Genomic DNA, 17,655 nt, shown 5'->3' with positions numbered 1-17,655 from the left:
CATAGGAAAAAACAAGGTTAGGCGTATGCTCATTAAGTTAACATTAGGCTTATCTTTAATGACAATGTGTTTGAGTTTTAAATTATCTGCAAACGAAAACACACCCGTTACAGAGCAAAGGTCTCAAGCGATAAAAGAAATTGTTCAACAAAGTACTATTCCACAACTCATTCAAGCGATGAAAGCTAATCAGCTAACTTCAACTGAATTAACACAATTTTTTATTCAACAAGTAGAGACACTTAATCCGCAACTCAATGCAGTGATTGCAATGAATCCAAACGCTTTAGGTATTGCAAAGCAACTGGATGAAGAGTTAAGTAAAGGGAAAATACGTGGTCCTCTACACGGCATACCTCTGTTAATAAAAGATAACATTGAAACTAAAGAGATGGCGACAACGGCAGGCTCGTTGGCATTAAAAGATAACTTGACACATAGAGATGCGCCGATTATCGCCAAGCTTAGAAATGCAGGTGCCATTATTTTAGGTAAAACAAACTTAAGCGAATGGGCTAATATGCGTTCCGAGCGTTCATCGTCTGGGTGGAGTGCGACTGGTGGCCAAACACGTAATCCTCATGATTTAAATCGTTCTACATGTGGTTCTAGTTCTGGCTCTGGTGCAGCTGTTGCGGCATTTTTAAGTGTTGCAGCGATTGGCACTGAAACCAATGGCTCAATTACTTGTCCGTCTTCTGCAAATGGGATTGTTGGTATCAAGCCCACAGTGGGTTTGTTAAGTCGCACTGGTATTGTGCCAATTTCACATACGCAAGATACCGCAGGCCCTATGACTCGCTCTGTGGTTGATGCGGCTATTTTACTTTCAGTGATGCAAGGTGTTGATGATAAAGACGCTGCAACAAAAATAGCCAAAGAGCGTATGAACGATGACTATATGCCTGAAACTTCAAAACATTCTCTAAAAGGAAAACGCTTAGGCGTGCTTTATGCTGCGCCACTCGTTCATGAGCACGTTGAGTTACTTTTCAATAAGACTAAAAAAGTCCTTGAAAAAGAGGGAGCGGTATTAGTGGAGGGGTTATCGACAGAGCCTTATGCTAATTTTTATCAAGATAGCTATGATGTATTGCTGTATGAATTCAAAGCGTCGTTAAACGACTACCTCGCTCAATTACCAAACGAGTACAATACACTGACACTGAAAAAATTAATCGAATTTAATCAAACACACGCAGCCCTCGAAATGCCTTATTTTCAACAAGAGATATTTGAAAAGTCTCAGAAAAAAGCCAAGTTAACTGACCCAAGTTACATAAAAGCATTGCAAAATATTCACCAAGCGACCAGAGAAGACGGCCTAGATAAAATGCTCAAGGAGCATGACCTCGATGCCATTATTACCGTAACTTTAACGCCCGCTTGGTCAATAGACCGCATTAATGGCGATCACTTTACTGGCAGCTTTTCTAGTTTTCCTGCTGTTTCGGGGTACCCTCATTTAACTCTGCCAATGGGGAAAGTGCATCATATGCCTGTTGGGCTATCTGTTACAGGTGGCTCATTAAGTGAGAAAGAATTAATAGCGATTGCTTATCGCATAGAGCAGTTAATTGGTTATAAATACTAGAGTATCCCTTGAAAATAATTTTCAAGGGATACCTTAAGTAAGCGTATTTAGCTGCTATGACGCTGTTTAGGCACCTTGATTTTGAACAGCATAGTGTATAGAACAGGCACGACGATAAGCGTAAGTACTGTCGCAAAACCTAGACCAAACATAATGGTTACTGCCATTGATTGGAAGAACACATCAAATAACAGTGGGATCATCCCTAAAATGGTGGTGATTGCAGCCATAGCAACAGGACGAACACGACTCACGCCTGAATCGAATACCGCTTTGTATGGTTCTTTGCCACTATCTAGTTCAATATTTATTTGATCAACCAAGACGATACCATTTTTAATTAACATACCGCTTAAGCTGAGTAAGCCCAGTAGAGCCATAAAGCTAAAAGCCGCATTCATTAGTAATAAGCCTGCGCTCACACCAACAATGGCAAGCGGCACGGTTGCCCAAATTACGAGAGGCTGCTTCACTGAGTTGAATAACAATACAGTAATGGCAAACATAGCTAGATAGCCAAGCGGCAATGAGCCAAAGATTGCTTTTTGGGCGTCTGTTGATGATTCATATTCACCACCCCATTGCAGCTCATAACCACGTGGTAAATCAATAGCTTCTATATCTTTACGGACACGGGCGAACAGCTTGGCTGGGGTTTCATCGCCAATAACATCATGATCAGCCATGACTGTAATAGTTCGTTTGCGATCGCGACGCATGATGAGGCTGTCTTCCCACTCAACCACAAAGTCATCAACTACCTGTGTCACTGGCACAAATACACCTAGTACAGGGCTGTAAATTTGTAAGTCACGTAAGCTCTCAACGTTTAAACGCTCTTCCGCAGGTGAGCGAGCAATGATAGGTAGCATTTGTGTGCCATCTTTATAAACACCAACTTGCTTGCCTGATAAGCTGGTGAGTAGTAGCTGGTCTAGATCAGATTTGGCAATACCCAAGCGACGCGCTTTTTGCTCGTTAAACTGTGGGCGGATAAGTTTCGAACGTGCTCGCCAATCATCACGAATATTAAATGCACCTGCATCTTGATGCAGTATATCTTTAGCCTGCTTAGCCAATTGACGAAGTATGACAGGATCAGCACCCGAAAAACGCGCTTCAATTTTAGCATCAGTCGACGGGCCAATTTCCATGCGCTTAACCTTTAGTTGAGCGTCAAGCACATGTTTGTGTTGATAATCTCGCACCTTCTCGATCATGGTTGTAACGGCTTCTCGATCTGTTACGCGAATAATCAATTGCCCATAGGCTGGGTATGATTTTTCAGGTGCGTAGGTCAACATGAAGCGCGGCGCACCTTGGCCCACCGTGGTGGTGATTTCCTCAACTAGCGGGTCTGCTTGTAAGAATTTTTCAAGCTTAGCAACACCGTCTATCGTACTGCGTATATCAGTACCTTGTGTTTGCCAGTAATCAACATAAAACATCGGTGTGTTTGATGCTGGGAAGAATGATTGCTTTATAAACTTAAAACCAAACACCGCACTCACTAACATCACAACCATCAGTAAAAGGGTGGTTTTCCGATAACGCATAGAGGTATGAAGAACACCCTTATAAACGTTGAAAATGACACCTTGGTAGGGGTCTTCGTCATGGTGCGGTTCTTTCTCTTTGGCTTGTTTAAACATTAAGTCAGCAAAGAAAGGAGTGAGGGTAATTGCAGTAATCCAACTGAGTAATAATGAAATAAAGAGCACCCAGAAAAGGCTTCCGGCAAATTCACCACTTGCATCTGAGCTCAAACCAATCGGAGCAAATGCAGTGATAGCAATAACCGTTGCACCTAACAAAGGCCATTTTGTTTGATTAACAATATTGGTTGCGGCTTGTAGTTTTGTTTGCCCGCGCTTTAGGTTGATAAGTATGCCTTCGGTGACAACAATTGCATTATCAACCAACATACCGAGTGCAATGATTAACGCACCTAGTGAAATACGCTGTAAATCGATGGCAAATAACTTCATAAATATGAAAGTACCTAGCACGGTCAAAAGCAAAATAACGCCAATTAAGACACCACTTTTAAAGCCCATAAAGAGCAGCAGCACGACAATTACAATGGCAACAGCTTCAAGTAAGCTGATAATAAAGCCACTGACAGACTTTTCAACTTCAGCAGGTTGATTATATACACTGTTAATTTCCATACCATGGGGGCGTTGGTATTCTAGTGAAGCTAAGTGCTCATCAATGTTCATGCCTACATCAACAACGTTAACGCCTGAGCTGAAAGACACACCTACCAATAAAGCCTGTTGTTGATTGTAGCGAATGATGTTGGTGGGGACTTCGGCGTATTCGCGAAACACGGTTGCTACATCACCTAGGTAAATAAGCTCGTTTTCACCTGGCTTTGAAATAAGCAGGTTTTCAAGCTCTTTAACATCTTTAAATTCACCTGTTGGGTGTAAGCGAATTGATTCATCACCGACACGTACTTTACCCGCATTAGAGACGCTATTTTGAGTCTGTAACAGTTGATAAATACGGTTTGGTGAAATGCCGAGTTGGGCAAGTTTACGCGTAGAGATTTCGACCATCACTTGGGCTTGTTGTTCACCGCCTACGGTCACTTTGCTTACACCCTCGACTAGTACAAGTTCGCGTTTTAAATAATCAACGTAATCCTTGAGTTCATCATAAGAATAGCCGTCACCGGTTACGGCGTACATCACACCGTATACATCCCCAAAATCATCCATGATCTTGCTTGGGTATACCCCTGATGGCATTGAGGATGCTTGATCATTAATTTTTCGGCGCAGTTCATCCCAAATTTGACGTAGGTCTTGTTTGCGATAACTACTTTTCATCTCAACGGTTATTTGCGACTTACCAGGAGATGAAATACTTGTTACATAATCAACATAGGGGAGTTGTTGAATGGCATTTTCTATAGGGAAGGTGACCTCTTCTTCAACTTGCTGGGGAGAGGCCCCTGGGTATAGAGTGATCACCATCGCTTTTTTTAAAGTAAACTCAGGGTCTTCAAGCTGTCCTAAGCCAAAATATGCCACTGTGCCACCAATTAGCAGAAACAGGGCAAACATCCAGCTTACGACTTTACGTTCAATGGCCAGTGCTGCAAAACTCATTATAAGCCTCGCTCTTTTTGCCATGGACGAACTTTCATACCTTCTTCTAAAAAGTGTACGCCAGCCGCGACAACTGTTTGGCCTTTTTCAATGCCCGAAAGCACTTCAATTCCATCGCGGTGTAATTGCCCGACTTTAACAGCTTGTTTATGTACTTGGCCGCTATTTTCATCAAAAACCCATACATAACTATTCTTTCCTTCAGGCTCTGTAGGCTCAGAGAAAACCGCTTCAATTGGCAGTAATGTGTAGGCTGATTGTGAGCTAGTGATTTTGCTTAAATCAATATCCACACGACCTGTCATACCTGCAAGTAGGTTAAAATCTTCTGGCACAGGTAACGAAAATACCACTTTATAGGTCAGCGTTGTCGGGTCGGCTTGGGTATCAAACTCTTTTATTGTCAGCTGATAAGATTTATCTGGATAACCATCAAAGACGACTTCTGGTTGGTATTGCACGTCTTTGTCTATACGAGCGATAAGCTTTTCAGGTATTTGGATAACCACATCCATTAAGTCGCGGGTTTCAAGTCGTAAAATATTTTGTTTAGCTTGGATATTCTCAAAGTTTTTCACAAATACTTTTGCGACAGTGCCTGCAAATGGAGCGCGTAATTCACTGTTATCTAGGTTGGTTTTGGCAATTTTCATTGCAGATTCTGCCACTTGTTTATTGGCAATGGCCTGATCTAACTCTGACTGGCTGGCAATGGAGCGGTCAAATAATTTCTGTACACGTTCAAGTTGCGATTCAGCAAGTTCAAAACGTGCTTTACGCTCTTCATACTGAAGTTCGAAATCTTCTGGATCGAGTTTGGCTAAAAGCTCTCCTTTTTCAACATGTTGGCCTGCAAGTGCTGGAAACTCAAGTAACTCTCCGTTAACTCTAAAAGCGAGATAAGAGCCTTGGTTAGCCACAACTTCAGCTGGAAAGCTGCGGATTGCTTGATCTGAGTTACTGTTTATATTGAAAAGTTTAACTGGGCGAACAACTTGTTCAACGTCACTTTGTGCTGCTTGCTCTGTACATGCCGTAAGTAACAAAAACACGCTGCTCATTAATACGGCGGATGCCAATCTCATTGTCTTCTCCATAGATATGAAAGCATAAATTTGATGCAGGATACGCTGCAAAGATATAAAATAAAAATTATTAAATTTTAGAAACATCATTAGTTTTTTTAATGGTTTTGGCGATTAATGAATTTAAATCAATTAACAATTTTAGATGCAATCGTGCAAAGCTCTAGTTTAAGCCAAGCAGCTGTGGCATTACACAAAACACAACCTGCATTGACGCTTGCTATAAAGAAGCTTGAGTCGGAGCTTGGTTTTGAACTGTTAGACCGAAATCAGTATCGCTTAGGTTTAACAGAGAAAGGGCGCATTTTTTATCGTGAAGCACGCCAATTACTCAATGCAAACAGTGAGTTGGCTTCTTTAGCAAAAGAACTTGCGCTGGGTAATGAAGCCAGTTATAGAATTTGCTACGAGCAACTGTGTCATCAGCATAGTTATAATCAAGTGATAAGCGAAACCTTTAAGTGCTTTGCAAGTACTGAGTTTAGTATTTCTTCAGGAAAACGATTTGTGTCTTTAGAGCAAGTCAATAGCTTGCAGGCAGATTTAGGTATTGGGCCATGGTTTGATTTGTTTCATGCAACAGGGGATCTCGAAAGTTTACCGATAGGTAAGTTTGATATTGGTATTGTCAGTGCTCCTCATGTCGTGCCAAGAGAGATTAGTTTTGCCGAGATACAAAATTACCCATGTCTGGCTATGTTTGAAAGTGATCTGAGTTTTGACTCTGACAGACTATCTTACAACCTTGGCTCAGCTTTAATGAAAATAGATGATATTACCAGTGTTAAGTCGTTTTTACTCTCTGGTGCTGGCTGGGCAATGATAAGTCTGCAACATTGTCAGGCTGAAATAGAATCAGGTTTGTTACAGCAAATAAAAATTACGGATAGAGAGCACCAGTTTGGCGCAGAAATTCGCGTGTTTAGGCAACATTCAGTGCATCATGGTCCAGTTGCAAGATCAATTTGGCAAGCCTTTAGTGAGGTAAGTAAAGAATATACGGAGCAAGCCTATGCAACAGGCAACTAAAGAAGAGTTAATTTTTACAATAATAGCCTCTATTCCTTCAGGTAAAGTAGCAAGTTATGGGCAAGTTGCTACGCTTGCGGGTTACCCGCAAAATGCCAGACTGGTTGGCCGCTTATTAAAAGAAATGCCTAGTGATTCAATTATTCCATGGCATCGTGTTGTGAATAGCCAAGGTAAAATCTCTTTTCCAGAAGGGACGAGTAAACACCTTGAACAACGGCAAAAATTAATCAGTGAAGGGGTGAGCTTTAATAAAGCTAAAATCAATATGCGTTTACACCAATGGGATTAAAAAACATATAAACTGATTGATAGGTAGTGACATACACACCCAACAAGTACAAATACGTGCCAAATAGCATGGCTATAGTGGCGTGTTTTAGCACTGTAAAAAAAAGTACCAAGACTGTAAGCAATGCCTCCAGCTAATAACCACCACAAGGCACTGTGATCTAAATTTAAGTACAGGGGGTAGACAAGGGCAAGGGCAAACCAACCCATTAATAAGTAGGTTGCGAGTGATACTTTTTTATTGCCATTTTTTACCGCCAACTTATAAATGACCCCGCCTATTGCTAAACTCCAAATAAATACCAGCGCTGCAATTGCCCACATTCCCGATAATGATATGACGAGATATGGTGTGTAAGTGCCAGCAATTAGTAAATAAATAGCGCAATGATCACATTTTTTATAGATGGCACGCAAACGCTCTTTGGTACTTGCATGGTAAAGTGTTGATGCCATAAAAAGCACCAGCAAACTTGAACCATAAACAATCGCACTGACTGTTGCTGACACAGCTTTTGATTGCGAAATCAAATCCCACAGTACGTAAAAAGCAAATAACACGCCCAAGCTATGAGTGAGTACATTGATTTGTTCTTCTTGACGTGAGTAGGGTAACTGAACAGTCATAAACTCTCTAAAAGTGATTGTAAAAACAATTTCAGTGTACAAGTGTACGCTGAACATATCAACGTTTATTTTTTCGCTAATAGTTAGTCAAAAACATTAAGGTGATTGGTTTTATTAACCAATACTGAATAGAGTGGAAAAATAAAATTAATTAAAAGTCTTTAAAAATTAATTGGTTGTAAAATATTTTCATGCTGGCACAACCTTTGATTAAGTAGTTACGACTAATTACTTAAAGAGACAAGGAATATCATTATGAATAACTCACTTAAACTTACGACAGCTGCGTTACTTGTATTAGGGTCTACTCAAGCAAGTGCGACTGACTTTGAATTAGATATTAGTAACACAATTACTCAATCGCTAAAAAGTTATGTTCAACAAGCGAGTAATGAGCTTAAACAAAATGTGACAAACAGTATTGAATTTGATGCTCAGCAATTACTCAATGAATACATGAGCGAAGAGGTTGTTAAGGAAAATGACAAATCAACCGTTATTGCTAAAGCACCTGTTGTAGAAAATAAGCAGTAAGGAAACACCTAATGAGTAGTGAAATCAGTTTATTTTTACTTATGGTTGCACCCGTTTTGAGTTTACTGAGTGCGTACGCGTCAATCGAATTATTTAGAAACGTTGCACAATGGTTCAACTTTTAATTTATGGGCATAAATGAAGATTTCATGAAATATTGATCGGCAAATGAAAAGCGCACGTAATTAGAGGCATGTGGTATTTTGAATAGTAGACTTTATGAAGCGTGCGATTTTTCCCCTACCGGTTTTTATTCTTCCAGAGGGGGCAACTAAACTTAGAATATTTGAGCAGCGTTATCTTGACATGGTTAAAGAAGCCGCGAAAGATAACACGGGATTTGTGCTTTGTACTTATCAGCACGATACTGAGTTCAACTTGCCTAACCTAGGTTGTTTGATGCAAATTAATGACTTCAATCAAGACGACAGTGGTCAGCTCTTGATAGATGTTTATGCACAAACTGCTGTCACAATTCACAATCCATTCCAAGACAAAAATATGCTTCGTTATGCTGATGTTGAAGCAATAATTGAGCCTGCTTGGTATAAAAAAACACCTTTGGATCAGAACAATGCTTTATTAAGCGAGACGCTTCGTTCAGTGTTTGCTAATCAGCCTGATTTATCTGCACTCTACCCAGCGCCACACTACGATGATTTGGCTTGGGTTGCTGCGCGTTGGCTTGAAATTTTACCTATTTCACTAGTTAAAAAACAACAACTTGCCTTTGAATCTAACTTTGAAAACTTACTCACTTTCCTCCATACTCTAATTAATACAGAATTTACTGATTAATATGATCCGAACCCAGTCTGAATGCGTATTGCTTTTTACGACAATAATTGGATGACATTAAAATGGTAAGTCAACAACTTCAAACAGGTTGTAAACCTAAAACAGGTCAATTTACTGCCATGCCAGAGACACCGAGCAAAGAGCTTGCTGATTCGCTATTCGCTGTTGCCACTTCCCGTGACAAGCGTGCATTTGCTTTTCTTTTCCAATATTTTTCGCCAAAAATAAAGCGTTTTGGAATCAAACAGTTTGGTTCTGAGGCTCAAGCTATGGAATTGGTACAGGAAACGCTCACTTCGGTTTGGAGAAAGGCACACTTATACCATCCAGAAAAAGGTGCTGCGACAACGTGGGTATACACAGTGATGCGAAATGCATCTTTCGATATGCTCAGAAAAATGAAAAGCAGCAAAGAAGAGTGTATTAGTGAAGATATTTGGCCGCTTATTGACGAAGCTGAGTCTGGGCAACATGAGTTCAGCGATCACCTTGAAGATAAGCAAATTAAACAGTATCTAGATCGTTTACCACAAGCTCAACGTGAAGTAGTGCGTGGCGTTTATTTTCAAGATATGTCACAAGAGCAACTTGCAGAGCATTTAAACATTCCCGTAGGTACGGTGAAGTCTCGACTTCGTCTAGCCTTGCAGAAGTTACGCAACGAAATGGGAGAGCAACATGATTAAGCATCATCCGAGCAACGAATTATTAGTGCAATTTAGTGAGGGCAATTTGCCGGCTACGCTAAGTGTCGCGGTTGCTATTCATGTTGAGATGTGTCCTGTTTGTCAAAAGCAACTCGCTACACTTGAAGCTAAAAATGCAAACACTGCATTTGAAGACGTCGTTAATGACAATGACATTTGCTTTGATCAAATTATGTTCGACAACATCACCTCGGATGAGAGTGTTGATGAAGTATATGAACAACCGGCTATCAAAGTAGAGGTGAAGGGAAGAGAGTACACCTTACCTAGAGCGCTAACTCGCATTGGGCACAGTAGCTTTATGCAAATAGGTAAATTAGCACGTTCACGAATTGCATTGGATGATGGGGCGCTCAGAGCAAGTCTTTTACATATCGACGCCGGTGGTGAAATTCCAGAGCACACTCACACAGGTTTTGAGCTAACCTTATTACTTGATGGTGAGTTTAGTGATGAAGATGGCAGTTATGTACCAGGAGATTTTATGCTGCTGGATGGACGCCATAACCACACACCAAAAACGGCTGAAGGGTGTTTGTGTTTTACAGTGGTAAGTAGTGCGCTGCATTTTAACAAAGGTATTAGCAAATTACTTAACCCAATTGGTAATTTAATTTATTAGGGATCCTATGCTGCAATCAACAATTAAAATAGGTATTAGTGCCTGTCTTGCTGGCGATAAAGTTCGTTTTGATAGTGGTCATAAAAAATCTAACTTTTGTATGGACGAGCTCGCTAACCATGTTGAGTATAAGAAGTTTTGCCCTGAAGTGGCTGTCGGATTACCTATTCCACGACCAACCATCCGCCAAGTGAGAGTGGGTGACACAATTAAAGTTTGTCGCCCTGACGGCACGGGAGACGTAGGACCAAAACTTACAGAATACGGAAAGCGAGTTGCTACAGAGCAAACAGCTGAGTTAAGTGGTTTTGTTTTTTGCGCCAAAAGCCCTAGCTGTGGTATGGAGCGTATCAAAATTTACAACGAACAAGGCACAGGTAACACCTCTGAAGGTGTGGGCTTTTTTGCTGAGCAAATAATGGCGCATAATCCACTATTGCCATGTGAAGAGAACGGGCGCTTGAACGACATGCATTTACGAGAGAATTTCGTCATGCGTGTATACACTTACAAACATTGGCAAACGCTAAATGAACAACCTTTAACCGTGCATCGTTTGACCCAATTTCATGCTCAGTATAAGTATCTTTTGATGGCTCACAACTACGAAGCATACCGTAATTTAGGCAATTTACTGGGCACATTTGATGGTCACGACATTCAAGCATTAGCAAGTGATTACATCCTTGGTTTGATGACAGCTTTGAAAAAGCCTGCTTCTCGCAAAAATAATGCGAACACGCTTATGCACTTGCAAGGTTATTTTAAAAAGTCACTCTCTAAGATTGAAAAGCAAGAGTTACGCGATGCAATAGACGAGTATCGGCAAGGGTTAGTGCCACTGTATGTGCCATTAACGCTGATAAAGCATCACCTCAAAGTTCATCCAAATGAATATCTAAGTCAACAAGTGTACTTAGACCCTTATCCGAACGAACTTAAACTACGCTACGGAATTTAATGAACACACTATTCTGGTTTAGGCGCGATTTGCGCCTTTTTAATAACGACGCTCTGTATCAAGCGAGCGAGAATGGCTGCCGACATGCTGTATTTTTTATAACTGAAAAGCAGTGGCAAGCCCATGATGTCGCTGATATTCAGCTAGATTTATTAAAACGCAGGCTTGCCTTTTTAGGCGAGTTATTAGCAACTAAAGGTATAAAGTTGCATCTCATTGATGCTGGAGACTATGCCGGTTGCGTTGAGAAACTAGCCGATTTTTGCGAAGAAAATGCAGTAAAAAATGTTTACGTTAATAACGAGTATGAGCTAAATGAAGTTGAGCGTGACCGTGCCTTTGTAGATAAAGCCGACAGCCTTGGGGTTTCATTTTACACTTATGATGGTGATGTGATTGCCCCCCCAGGTAGTATCAAAAACCAAAGTGGTGAGATGTTTAAGGTTTATACTCCATTTAAAAATGCTTGGCTTAAAGAGTATCAAGATACACATTTCTACTTTGCTGAGCCGCCTAAAATGCATGACAAAATCGAGTGGCAAGAAAGTAAATTACTCAAGTCAGATGGAAGCTCGCAAAAGTGGCCCGTTGATGATGAGACCTTAAGTCATGTTTGCGCCCGCTTTATAGATGAAAAGCTTGCCTCTTATCAAGAGCAGCGAGATATCCCCAGCATTAAAGGTACATCAGGTCTGAGTCCTTATTTAGCGTTAGGTATTATCAGTGTTCATCAGCTTCTTGCGCTGATTCAACAGCGTCACCCTGATATATTAAAAAGTGCGAAAAGCAATTTGTTTTGCTGGGTCAATGAGTTAATTTGGCGAGAATTTTACCGACACCTCATATCGGTTTATCCACGCCTAAGCAAGTACGCAAACTTTAACGACAAATATAATGCGGTTGAGTGGCGTAACGACGACAGTGACTTTAAAGCATGGTGCGAGGGGAAAACGGGTTATCCTCTTGTTGATGCTGCAATGCGCCAGTTAGTGCAAACAGGCTGGATGCATAACCGTTTACGTATGGTGGTTGCGAGCTTTTTAACAAAGCACCTACTTATTGATTGGCGAAAGGGTGAGCGCTTTTTCATGAAGCATTTGATTGATGGTGATTTGGCTTCAAATAATGGCGGCTGGCAGTGGGCAGCAAGCACTGGATGTGACGCACAACCTTATTTCCGTATTTTTAATCCAATTACTCAAAGTGAGCGTTTTGATCCAGATGGTGAATTTATTCGTAAATATCTACCAGAGCTGGAAAAAATACCTGCGAAGCAAATTCACTTTCCTCATGATTATTTAGCTAAGCAAGGAAAGTCTAGCAGTTATTGGCCAGCAATTGTTGATCATAAAGCTGCACGAGAACGTGCGCTAAACGCATTTAAGGTGTGATATGGATAAGGTGACTCTCGATAGGTTTATTGAAATTTACCAATCACTGAACAAAAATAACGTGCAGCTACTTGATGATATCTATCACCCAGATATCCAATTTACTGATCCACTGCATACCGTGAACGGTCTTGAGTCACTCCATCATTACTTTGAAAATTTATACGCAAATGTGTTGTCTTGCCAGTTTTCGATAAAAGACACTGAAAGTAGCAATAATAAAGCCTTTATCTATTGGACGATGCATTATCGCCACCCAAAACTAAATAATGGCAATAGCATTGCCGTTGAGGGACACAGCCGTTTAGTTTTTGAGGGAGATAAAATAGTTAATCATCAGGATTACTTTGATGTAGGCGCACTCCTATATAGGCATATTCCGCTTCTTGGTACAGCAATACGTTATATTGATAAAAGGACAAGTGCATAATGACTACTTTAATTACAGGAGCAACCTCAGGGATTGGTGAAGCACTTGCTAGGCTATACGCAGAGCACGGAGAAAACGTTATTGCCTGTGGTAGAAATACAGAGAAACTTACTAAGCTGAGTCAACATAGCCACATCGAAAGCTGCCAATTTGATGCTACAAACTTACAGGATATACGCTCCAGTACAGTTGCTTATAACGAGTTTGACCGCGTTATTTTAAACGCAGGTAATTGTGAGTACATTGATGATGCACGTCACTTTGACAGCAGCTTGTTTGAGCGTGTTGTTACCACCAACTTACTGAGTATGGGATATTGCTTAGAGGCATTGCTGCCAAGAATTAAATCTGGTGGCCAGCTTGTTATTGTAAGTTCCAGTGTGACATATCTTCCTTTGCCTCGCAGTCAAGCATATGGAGCTTCCAAAGCCGGAGTGAGTTATTTAGCCAATAGCCTCGCGGTGGATTTAACTGATGTAGATGTCACTCTTGTTCACCCAGGTTTTGTGAAAACGCCATTAACAGATAAAAATGACTTCCCAATGCCTATGGCTGTAACGGCTGAACAGGCTGCAAATTATATTTACAAAGGGGTTAAGAAAAGGCGCAAAGAAGTGCATTTCCCCCATCGTTTTACCTTCATTTTAAAATTTTTAAGAATGCTTCCAATGCCATTATGGTTGAAGCTTGCAAAAGGATTATCACGTTGAAAAAAGTGGCTGTAATTGGGTCTGGCATAGCGGGATTAAGCTGCGCACACCTACTGCATAAACATTACGATGTAACTGTATTTGAGAAAAACGATTACATAGGCGGCCATACTGCAACCATCGATGTTAACCTCGGTGGCGTTGAATATGCTGTTGATACGGGGTTTATAGTTTTTAACGATAGAACATACCCGTATTTTGAAAAGTTATTAGACCGTTTAGGTGTCGATCGACAAAAGACACAAATGAGTTTTAGTGTGCATAATGAAGGCACTGGCTTTGAGTATAATGGTCATACTTTTTTCAGTTTATTTGCTCAAAAGCGCAATATTTTCCGCCCTAAATTTTGGAAGTTATTGAAAGATATTGTGCGCTTCAATGATGTCTGTAAAGCGCTGCATGCCAAACAAACTTATACAGAAAATCAAACGCTGGGCGAGCTTTTAGATGAGCACAATTTTAATGAATTTTTCCGCTTACATTATATTTTACCGATGGGCGCAGCTATTTGGTCGACTAGCATAAAAGAGATGACCCAAGTAGGCGTTGAGTTTTTTGTTAAGTTCTTCTATAACCATGGTTTATTGGACATTACTAATCGCCCACAGTGGTACGTAATACCAGGTGGATCGCGCGAGTATATTAAACCTATGATACAAGGTTTTGCGGAAAAAATTCGTTTGAACAGCAACATTAGCTCGGTTTCACGCACTGAAGACTGTGCTCATATTCATTTTGACGATGGTCATACTGAAACCTTTGATAAAGTGGTGTTTGCCTGTCATTCAGATCAAGCCCTCAAATTATTACTAGACCCAAGTGAAGATGAAAAAGCAGTGCTAGCTGCAATGCCATATACAGCTAATTCAGTGGTGCTACATACAGACACGGCGCTCTTACCTAAACGTAAAGCTGCTTGGGCCAGTTGGAATTACTTACTGAATGACAACACGGATAAAGCGGCTGTAGTAACATATCAAATGAATATATTACAGGGTATCAAAAGTGATACGCAATTTTGTGTCACGTTGAACCACCTTGAAGGGATCAGTAAAGATAAAATCCTCAGAGAGTTTACATATCATCACCCTGTTTTTAATAAACAATCTATTGCGGCCCAAAAGAAAAAGTCACTCATAGACGGAAAAAATAACAGTTATTTTTGTGGTGCCTATTGGTATAACGGCTTCCATGAAGATGGTGTTAGAAGTGCTGTAAATGTCGCAAAGCAACTCGGAGTAGAGTTTGAATAGCGCAATTTATGTCGGTGATATTCGTCACCGACGATTTGCGGTGAAGGAGCACCACTTCAAATACCCACTTTATATGATGTGGGTTGATTTATCACGGCCTGAAGAATTGAACGGTATTCATCCTTGGCTCGGCTGTGATGGTTTTAAAGCGCTGAAGTTCAATCAAAGCGACTATTTTAACTATCAAACTGACATGCAATTACCTGTAAAACAGCGAGCACTCGATAAAATCGCACAGCTCGGTGTCACGCAAACATTCAGTCATGTTTTCATGCTTGGGCAAATGCGCTGCTTCGGAATTTATTTTAGCCCTGTAAACTTTTTCTTTTATCAGACACCGAATGGCGAATTTAGCCACATGCTTGCTGAGGTAAGTAATACCCCTTGGAATGAACGTCATTATTATGTCGTACCCCTGCAAAAAAAAGTGAACTTTAAAAAGGTTTTCTCCGTATCACCTTTCATGAACTTAGATATGAACTATCATTGGAGTGTCAGACAAAGTTCTGATAACACCATGATTCATATTGAAAATAAAAAAGACGAAAAACTCTTGTTTGATGCAACATTGAGACTGCAAAGGCAGCCGCTTACTAAACAACAAGTAAGTGCTGTACTTAAACGTTTCCCAGCGATGACCCTTAGTATTTTCAAGGGGATTTATATTCATGCGCTGAAGTTGTTTTGTAAACGTGTGCCTTTTATTGGTCACTCGGGCAAGCAAGAGAAACAAACTAGGTGATGTGATGGAAAAGGTATCAAACTTAACACAGACTCATACAACGAGTTGGTTAACAAAAATCTACAAAAAGCTTGTAACCGGTGCTTTTAATAGCATTAATATTGGTTGCATCACACTTGTTGAAGAAAATGAACGTATTCAATTCGGTAACCCAAGTAGCTCTTTAAATGTGACAGTGACTGTGAAAGATCCTGCAATGTATAAGTTGTTTGCATTATCCGGTAGTGTAGGGGCTGGGGAAGCGTATATTTTAGGTTATTGGGAGTGCGATAATCTAACACAGCTGATTGAAATATTTGCATTAAATCAAGATCAGCTTGACGCGTTTGAGAAAAAATTTGCCTTTTTGAGTGGCTTATCGCATCGCATTAATCATTTAAAAAATAAGAACTCATCAAGTGGTTCAAAAAAGAATATTGCTGCTCATTATGACTTAGGCAATGATTTGTATAGCTCTTTTCTAAGTGACGAAATGCTTTATTCTTGCGCTGTCTACCCATCCCAAAAAGCAACACTAGAGCAAGCCCAGTCGCACAAGCTAGCGCTTATTTGCGAGCAAGTTGATTTGCAAGCGGGCGACAAGGTAATTGAAATTGGTACAGGGTGGGGCGCATTTGCAATATATGCTGCCACCCATTACGATTGCCATGTGACAACTACGACGATTTCTGATGAACAACACGCTTATGTGGCTGAGAAAATTCAACAGCTAAACTTAGAAAGTAAAATTACGTTACTCAAACAAGATTACCGTTTGCTTGAAGGGCGTTACGATAAGCTTGTCTCCATAGAAATGATTGAAGCAGTGGGTCATGAGTATTTACCAGGCTTTTTCGCTAAGTGTCAATCACTGTTAAAAGAAAACGGCGCTATGTTAATTCAAGCGATTACCATTGCCGACCAACGCTACAAACATTATCTAAAAAATTCTGACTTTATTCAGCAGTATATCTTTCCAGGTGGTTGTTTGCCGTGTTTAGACGAGATGAACAAACAAATAAAGCTGAAAACGGACATGGTCGTACACAGTGTAAAAGATATTGGAGTGCATTATGCCCGAACCCTTGCTGATTGGCGTGAACGTTTTATTGCCAGTTGGCCCGAAATCGATAAAGTAAAGTTTGATCAACGTTTCTATCGTTTGTGGTTATTTTACCTTGCCTACTGCGAAGGGGCGTTTAGAACGCGTGCGATAAGCACGGTTCATCTTGTTGCCCGCAGACCACGCTTTGTGCATTCCGGCGATGACATTGCGCTCAATTATTAATTTTGCCTTGTTCCAAGGGGTTTGGTTTATGGCCTTACTCCTTGAACAAAAGTCTATTTTGCCGGCCCTTGTTTGTGTTTCACTGATGATGTATTTGTCATTGCAACGAAGACAAGATGCTTTTTTACTGGTTTTTGCCCTACCTATTGCACTGACTTTTGAATGGTTGGCTACATCATTTAATTTACTGAGTTTTAAAGTGTCCCCATTTCCTTTTTGGCTGGCGGTGCTTTGGGCTGCTTTACTGCTTACCGTTAATACTTCAATGCAATTTTTGCAAAAGCTTCCTTGGTACTTAGCGTGGTTAATTTGCGCTGTATTTGCGCCAGCCAGTTACTTTGCTGGTGCGCGTTTTGGTGTGCTTAATATCGAGTTACCTGTATGGCAGTTTTGGATTATGTATGGCACAGGCTGGGCATCAATGTTTCTCGTTATAATTACTTTAAATAACAGAATGCTTGCCAATAAATGATCAACTTCTTAGCTTAAGTCGTA

General features: G+C 40.5%; 18 protein-coding genes. 15 read left to right on the top strand and 3 right to left on the bottom strand.

Annotated elements, in window-relative coordinates; translation table 11 throughout:
- The first annotated feature begins 25 nt into the window (after positions 1-25).
- A complete protein-coding gene (locus tag NYF15_RS03680) occupies positions 26-1,594 on the top strand; it encodes an amidase (RefSeq protein WP_371352816.1) in 1,569 nt (522 codons plus the stop codon).
- 47 nt (positions 1,595-1,641) lie between these two features.
- On the opposite strand, the gene NYF15_RS03675 is transcribed toward NYF15_RS03680, so the two are convergent.
- The gene (locus tag NYF15_RS03675; RefSeq protein WP_371352815.1) at positions 1,642-4,713 is read right to left on the bottom strand and encodes an efflux RND transporter permease subunit; all 3,072 of its coding nucleotides are present in this window, start codon (positions 4,711-4,713) and stop codon (positions 1,642-1,644) included.
- Positions 4,713-5,798 (bottom strand): efflux RND transporter periplasmic adaptor subunit, encoded by a 1,086-nt coding sequence (locus NYF15_RS03670; RefSeq protein ID WP_371352814.1) that lies wholly within the window; start codon positions 5,796-5,798, stop codon positions 4,713-4,715. The genes NYF15_RS03675 and NYF15_RS03670 overlap by 1 nt, the downstream gene beginning before the upstream one ends.
- 117 nt (positions 5,799-5,915) lie before the next feature.
- Here NYF15_RS03670 and NYF15_RS03665 point away from each other — a divergent pair, with 117 nt between their 5' ends.
- Both NYF15_RS03665 and NYF15_RS03660 read left to right on the top strand, forming a co-directional pair.
- Positions 5,916-6,827 (top strand): LysR family transcriptional regulator, encoded by a 912-nt coding sequence (locus NYF15_RS03665; RefSeq protein WP_130152287.1) that lies wholly within the window; start codon positions 5,916-5,918, stop codon positions 6,825-6,827.
- The gene (locus NYF15_RS03660) at positions 6,811-7,119 is read left to right on the top strand and encodes an MGMT family protein (RefSeq protein WP_130152286.1); all 309 of its coding nucleotides are present in this window, start codon (positions 6,811-6,813) and stop codon (positions 7,117-7,119) included. The genes NYF15_RS03665 and NYF15_RS03660 overlap by 17 nt, the downstream gene beginning before the upstream one ends.
- Here NYF15_RS03660 and NYF15_RS03655 read toward each other — a convergent pair.
- A complete protein-coding gene (locus NYF15_RS03655) occupies positions 7,116-7,745 on the bottom strand; it encodes a hemolysin III family protein (RefSeq protein WP_371352813.1) in 630 nt (209 codons plus the stop codon). The genes NYF15_RS03660 and NYF15_RS03655 overlap by 4 nt on opposite strands.
- Before the next feature lie 255 nt (positions 7,746-8,000).
- On the opposite strand from NYF15_RS03655, the gene NYF15_RS03650 reads away from it, so the two are divergent.
- The 12 genes from NYF15_RS03650 (at position 8,001) to NYF15_RS03595 (ending at position 17,632) form a co-directional block, all read left to right on the top strand.
- The gene (locus NYF15_RS03650; protein ID WP_062568123.1) at positions 8,001-8,279 is read left to right on the top strand and encodes a hypothetical protein; all 279 of its coding nucleotides are present in this window, start codon (positions 8,001-8,003) and stop codon (positions 8,277-8,279) included.
- 219 nt (positions 8,280-8,498) lie between these two features.
- Positions 8,499-9,077, top strand: coding sequence for an LON peptidase substrate-binding domain-containing protein (locus NYF15_RS03645; RefSeq protein WP_237119005.1), 579 nt, complete (start codon positions 8,499-8,501; stop codon positions 9,075-9,077).
- A 62-nt stretch (positions 9,078-9,139) separates the two neighbouring features.
- Complete coding sequence (locus tag NYF15_RS03640; RefSeq protein ID WP_371352812.1) at positions 9,140-9,763, top strand: sigma-70 family RNA polymerase sigma factor; 624 nt, start codon at positions 9,140-9,142, stop codon at positions 9,761-9,763.
- Complete coding sequence (locus NYF15_RS03635; protein WP_371352811.1) at positions 9,756-10,406, top strand: ChrR family anti-sigma-E factor; 651 nt, start codon at positions 9,756-9,758, stop codon at positions 10,404-10,406. The genes NYF15_RS03640 and NYF15_RS03635 overlap by 8 nt, the downstream gene beginning before the upstream one ends.
- A gap of 7 nt (positions 10,407-10,413) precedes the next feature.
- Positions 10,414-11,367, top strand: coding sequence for a YbgA family protein (locus tag NYF15_RS03630; RefSeq protein WP_371352810.1), 954 nt, complete (start codon positions 10,414-10,416; stop codon positions 11,365-11,367).
- Positions 11,367-12,758 (top strand): deoxyribodipyrimidine photo-lyase, encoded by a 1,392-nt coding sequence (gene phrB / locus NYF15_RS03625; RefSeq protein WP_371352809.1) that lies wholly within the window; start codon positions 11,367-11,369, stop codon positions 12,756-12,758. The genes NYF15_RS03630 and phrB overlap by 1 nt, the downstream gene beginning before the upstream one ends.
- Position 12,759: 1 nt before the next feature.
- On the top strand, positions 12,760-13,188 hold the full coding sequence (locus tag NYF15_RS03620) for a nuclear transport factor 2 family protein (protein ID WP_237119001.1): 429 nt from the start codon (positions 12,760-12,762) through the stop codon (positions 13,186-13,188).
- Entirely contained in the window at positions 13,188-13,898 is a 711-nt protein-coding gene (locus NYF15_RS03615; RefSeq protein WP_237119000.1) for an SDR family NAD(P)-dependent oxidoreductase, read from the top strand. The genes NYF15_RS03620 and NYF15_RS03615 overlap by 1 nt, the downstream gene beginning before the upstream one ends.
- Complete coding sequence (locus tag NYF15_RS03610; protein WP_341804701.1) at positions 13,895-15,151, top strand: FAD-dependent oxidoreductase; 1,257 nt, start codon at positions 13,895-13,897, stop codon at positions 15,149-15,151. Before NYF15_RS03615 ends, NYF15_RS03610 begins: the two co-directional genes overlap by 4 nt.
- Positions 15,144-15,893, top strand: a complete 750-nt coding sequence (locus tag NYF15_RS03605; protein ID WP_237118998.1) for a DUF1365 domain-containing protein — start codon at positions 15,144-15,146, stop codon at positions 15,891-15,893. Before NYF15_RS03610 ends, NYF15_RS03605 begins: the two co-directional genes overlap by 8 nt.
- 4 nt (positions 15,894-15,897) lie before the next feature.
- Positions 15,898-17,160: a class I SAM-dependent methyltransferase gene (locus NYF15_RS03600; RefSeq protein WP_371352808.1), complete on the top strand. Its 1,263-nt coding sequence runs from the start codon at positions 15,898-15,900 to the stop codon at positions 17,158-17,160.
- A 28-nt stretch (positions 17,161-17,188) separates the two neighbouring features.
- Entirely contained in the window at positions 17,189-17,632 is a 444-nt protein-coding gene (locus NYF15_RS03595; RefSeq protein WP_371352807.1) for a DUF2878 family protein, read from the top strand.
- The last annotated feature ends 23 nt before the right edge of the window (positions 17,633-17,655 follow it).

The organism is Pseudoalteromonas sp. 68 DY56-GL68 (genome assembly GCF_041414825.1).
GTDB lineage: Bacteria > Pseudomonadota > Gammaproteobacteria > Enterobacterales > Alteromonadaceae > Pseudoalteromonas.
Note: the sequence above shows the minus strand (reverse complement) of the source record. Positions and strands in the feature narration are given on the sequence as shown.

Bases quoted from the DNA above. Each gene is read 5' to 3' on its own strand.
- NYF15_RS03630 (WP_371352810.1), top strand. From the start codon at position 10,414: ATGCTGCAATCAACAATTAAAATAGGTATTAGTGCCTGTCTTGCTGGC.
- NYF15_RS03670 (WP_371352814.1), bottom strand. From the start codon at position 5,798: ATGAGATTGGCATCCGCCGTATTAATGAGCAGCGTGTTTTTGTTACTT.
- NYF15_RS03655 (WP_371352813.1), bottom strand. From the start codon at position 7,745: ATGACTGTTCAGTTACCCTACTCACGTCAAGAAGAACAAATCAATGTA.
- NYF15_RS03620 (WP_237119001.1), top strand. From the start codon at position 12,760: ATGGATAAGGTGACTCTCGATAGGTTTATTGAAATTTACCAATCACTG.
- NYF15_RS03600 (WP_371352808.1), top strand. From the start codon at position 15,898: ATGGAAAAGGTATCAAACTTAACACAGACTCATACAACGAGTTGGTTA.
- NYF15_RS03650 (WP_062568123.1), top strand. From the start codon at position 8,001: ATGAATAACTCACTTAAACTTACGACAGCTGCGTTACTTGTATTAGGG.
- NYF15_RS03645 (WP_237119005.1), top strand. From the start codon at position 8,499: ATGAAGCGTGCGATTTTTCCCCTACCGGTTTTTATTCTTCCAGAGGGG.
- NYF15_RS03640 (WP_371352812.1), top strand. From the start codon at position 9,140: ATGGTAAGTCAACAACTTCAAACAGGTTGTAAACCTAAAACAGGTCAA.
- NYF15_RS03675 (WP_371352815.1), bottom strand. From the start codon at position 4,713: ATGAGTTTTGCAGCACTGGCCATTGAACGTAAAGTCGTAAGCTGGATG.
- NYF15_RS03680 (WP_371352816.1), top strand. From the start codon at position 26: ATGCTCATTAAGTTAACATTAGGCTTATCTTTAATGACAATGTGTTTG.
- NYF15_RS03615 (WP_237119000.1), top strand. From the start codon at position 13,188: ATGACTACTTTAATTACAGGAGCAACCTCAGGGATTGGTGAAGCACTT.
- NYF15_RS03660 (WP_130152286.1), top strand. From the start codon at position 6,811: ATGCAACAGGCAACTAAAGAAGAGTTAATTTTTACAATAATAGCCTCT.
- phrB (WP_371352809.1), top strand. From the start codon at position 11,367: ATGAACACACTATTCTGGTTTAGGCGCGATTTGCGCCTTTTTAATAAC.
- NYF15_RS03595 (WP_371352807.1), top strand. From the start codon at position 17,189: ATGGCCTTACTCCTTGAACAAAAGTCTATTTTGCCGGCCCTTGTTTGT.
- NYF15_RS03665 (WP_130152287.1), top strand. From the start codon at position 5,916: ATGAATTTAAATCAATTAACAATTTTAGATGCAATCGTGCAAAGCTCT.
- NYF15_RS03635 (WP_371352811.1), top strand. From the start codon at position 9,756: ATGATTAAGCATCATCCGAGCAACGAATTATTAGTGCAATTTAGTGAG.